1 protein-coding gene is annotated in these 935 nt (G+C 60.2%); it reads left to right on the forward strand.

The window, feature by feature from the left end:
* Nucleotides 1–347: hypothetical protein (locus tag HMH01_RS17735; RefSeq protein WP_171327128.1), on the forward strand; the 347-nt coding region annotated here is incomplete at its 5' end.
* Between the last annotated feature and the right edge of the window lie 588 nt (nucleotides 348–935).

The raw sequence follows: 935 nt of genomic DNA on the forward strand, positions 1-935 counted from the left end.
ACTTCTTCCGGTTCTACATCCCGACAATGGTCTACGCCGGGCCGGAGCCGGTGAACGTCGAACAGCTGGTACAGGCGATCCGGGTCCCCAGGTACGAGACAGCATTCCGGAAGGCGGGTGTGTTCGGGCTCGCCATGTACCAGTGGGCCGAGAAGGAACAGCGGCGCGCCTTCAACAGACGCGCGCGCAAGTATGACATGGACCTGATGGACCACTCGATGCTCCCGTCGGTGCCCGAGAAGCGGTTCAACAAGTTCACTGAACTGAACGAGAGAGCCAGAAAGACGCTCGACCGGCTCTCAAAGACCTGGAAGGGCCAACAGGACGCCCCGATGGATCGGGCCTGAGATGAGCAGGAACCGCGCCGGGGGAGAAGGCGCGCGATCCATCGTCCGGGTTTGACGCGCGATCAATTGGGGGGGGGAAGAAACGAAGGCAAAGACAGAGGGAGAAGAATGAAGAGTGACGTGGCTCGTCTTCATCTCCTGTCCGACTCTGTCTCAGACCCTGTAAGCTTGGACAGTGGATGCTTCTGTCTGGGGTGTAGCTGTCTGTCACCTGAAGCCAAAATGAACGGGAACATGACTCACTCTTTATAAAGTTACTAAGGCGCGTCCCGAACCATGGGGCTGAGGCGTAGAAAATCGTACAGTGTGCGCAAGCACCGGGCCTTGCCAGCCTGGGGTATACCACCCTTTGGAGGTCCGGTGAGGCCGGCAGGGATGCACCAGCATGACAGTCAAACTGCAGCGGAAAAACCACGTCAGCGCTGACTTGATGGAGATGCTGAGACACGGGTCGCCAACCCCGGTTTTTCGCCGCGTCATGACGGCCTCGGAGCCGACAGCCCCTAGTGGGGGCAGGCTCCCGCCAACATGGATCAGGGTGCACGGTCGATGGCGAACGACACCCCAGACCCACGCCGGCGGTGGTCA

Source organism: Halovulum dunhuangense (assembly GCF_013093415.1).
GTDB classification, from domain to species: domain Bacteria; phylum Pseudomonadota; class Alphaproteobacteria; order Rhodobacterales; family Rhodobacteraceae; genus Halovulum; species Halovulum dunhuangense.